Below are 2,738 nucleotides of genomic sequence, written 5' to 3' on the forward strand. Positions count from 1 at the left end.
GGCACAAGATCATCCGACACCTGCAGAACCCTGCCGCCCGCCAGCCCAACTGCCAAGCCCCTGAACCAAACTCATTCTGAAACGATCAGTAAGACGGCGATGCGTTACGCCGAGCAAGCAGGAACGGACTACCTGGGATATGCAAACCTCCCCCGGATCCAGGACGAATGACCTGAGGCGCCATCAGCGCTGGCTTTGAGGGCCAACAGCCTCCGGGAAGCCAAGCCGGTCGAGCAGCTCCTCCACGAAGACCTCCCCTGAGCGGAGGACCTCTTGGATCGAAGCCGCAGTGACCAAGTGCCCAAATCCCGCGGAACGGGCCCAGTCGGCGTTCGGTCTTCTCCTGACGATACGCATCGGCGGCCTGCTACAAGGCCGGTAACTGAGGTTGAACTCGTGATGTCGCGGTGTTGCTCAGGTGGTCTGAAGGTCAAGCCGGTCTCGGCGAGGCAGCCGTCTATGAGTTCGCTGCGATACTGGATGTGCCGTAGGCCGCGCCGGATGCGCTGGACGAGGTGTTCAGGGGTGCTGAAGACGACGTTGGAGAGCCAGCCGCGTCGCAGGAGGAACCAGAGATCCCTTCGACGGGGTTGAGGTCGGTGCGTAGGGCGGCAGGTTGAAGATGGCCAGCCAGTCCCGGGCTTCGGCGAACTGCCACAGTCCCGCAGCCTTGTGCACGTTCAAGATGCCCCGGTCGAGCACGATCGGGCCGCCAAGCTGCAGGTGTGCGGCGATCAGCAGGTTACGGCAGTCGCGCCAGGAGAAGCTCGTGCGTCCGTCGCGTCAGCCGTCGTCCCGACGGGGCCGATAGATCAGCCGGGACCTGTGGCCGGGTTTGCAGCAGGTCTGCGCGGCGATGGATATCCGTCTACCGGAACGGCCGCGGACCCGCACCACCGGCGTCCGGCCGCGCTGCGACCAGGTCTTCGCCTGCAGCGGCGTCATGGAGCAACCGGCTTCGTCCTCGAAGACGAGCCAGGCTCCACGGGCCGCCGCGAGTCGTGCGCGCAGGGCCACACCTCCTTGACCCACCCGGCCAACGCCTCGTCGTCCCTCTCCATGGCACGCCGGGCAGGGACCTGGCAGGACCAGCCGTTACGCACCAGCAGCTTGCGCACGCCCTGGACCGTGTAGGCCAGATGGAAGCGTCGGCCGATCATCGTCTTCACAAGGCTCAGGGTCCAGCGTTGGTTCTCCCAGCCGTGAGCGGCCGGCCCCCTTGGCCAGCTCTGCCTCCAGCTGGTCGAACTGCCTCTGGCTCAGCCTCGGCAGCGACGCAGGTCCCTGCGACCGTAGGGCCCGCGGACCGCCCTCGTCCCACATCCGCCGCCACCGCTGCGCCGAGCGGACGCTGACCCGCAGGTCCTTGGCGATCACAGAGCTCGCCTCACCCCGGGCAAGCCTCTCGGCCGCCTTCCGCCGTAACTCCTCGCGGAACTACTGGCGTTCGGCGGTCAGCCCCCCTTTTGGATACAGCATGCCCTGGTGATATCGCACAGACGACGAGCCGTCAGCCCCAACGACTCCACGAGTTCAACCCCAGTAATCCGATCGCCGAGCAGCCAAACGGATGCGACATCACGCGATATATGACGTCGTTTCGCCTGGGCGGCTTGGCCCGTCGTGCTGGCGTGACGAGTCTGTCGAGTGGTTGGCTACGGGTGAGTTGTGGAAGTTGTTCCGCAGGGTGGTTCCGGAGACGAAGGCGATACGCCCACAGAGGCCGACCCGGGTGGCTACCCTGTCGCGCCATCCTTTAAGAGTTGAAAATCCTCTGGCATTCAATCTTCAATGTAAACGGGCGGGCTGTGTATCGATCACGATTGGTGGCGTATGCCTGCGCACCTTGCACCATAACACCCCCCACAAACTCTGATATGCGTTCGTAATACACCTCGACTTGAGTCGGATAAGCCGCAGTCACCGTCTTCGCTATCGGGTATTCAGGGGGGCACAACTCTTTCCTCACGTAACTCCCTCCCGGCGGGATTAACTCGGTTTCCGTCGTTATCCATTTCGTATCTGCCGCACTGGCCACACCTCCGGCAAGACCTGCACTGGCCACACCGACCATGCACACCCCAATGATTTTTGAGGCAACATTCAGACTCATTGCTCAACAGCCTATTCAATAGGACGGAAATGTTATCCATCGTAGCCGCTCGCCATAAGATCATGACGGTGTCGGTAGCTCCAGAGTGACATCGGCTCCCATTTTTGAAATGAGTAAATCTTGCCCAAAATGGGGGGATGGCACTTCGCAGGCTCTCGCCCGACCATTTCATAGAAGGCGGCACTGAGTCTTTTCCAACGTGCCTGTGAGCACGGCCGGCTGCGTCCGGTTGAAGGTTCGGAACATGGTGGCCACTGTGGACGCTGGCCAGCGGCCTGCCACCGACTGGCGCAGCCAGCTGTGCACATGCCCTTGACCAGCACAGATACGAGGCTGAAAAGGGCTCAGTAAGGATCTTCAGCGCCGCCTCTCGAGGGTGAGGACGGCCTTGGTGATTTGACGTGAGTCGGTTGGGACTGATCCGGGCTTTGCGGAAGATCCGCCAGGCCTTAAGAGGTTCCAACAAAGGCGTTGGACATGTCGGTGGGTAATGAGGCATGTGGCGAGGCCGAGGAAGGCTTCATGGATGCCGTCGCGTCGTTCCCAGCGGACGCGTAGACGGCGGAAGCCGTGAAGCCAGGCGATGGTCCGCTCGACGACCCAGCGGTGGACACCGAGGCCGGAT

At 62.6% G+C, this 2,738-nt stretch carries 3 pseudogenes; all 3 read right to left on the bottom strand.

The features are described from left to right. Positions 1-428 precede the first annotated feature (428 nt). Positions 429-945, bottom strand: a pseudogene (locus tag AB0M18_RS36545) (transposase); the annotation flags it as partial. Continuing rightward, a pseudogene (locus tag AB0M18_RS36550) lies at positions 942-1,377 on the bottom strand (winged helix-turn-helix domain-containing protein). The pseudogenes AB0M18_RS36550 and AB0M18_RS36545, both read right to left, overlap by 4 nt. Positions 1,378-2,617: 1,240 nt before the next feature. Then, positions 2,618-2,738: pseudogene (locus tag AB0M18_RS36555) on the bottom strand (transposase); the annotation flags it as partial.

The organism is Streptomyces sp. NPDC051909 (assembly GCF_040681095.1).
Lineage (GTDB): Bacteria > Actinomycetota > Actinomycetes > Streptomycetales > Streptomycetaceae > Streptomyces.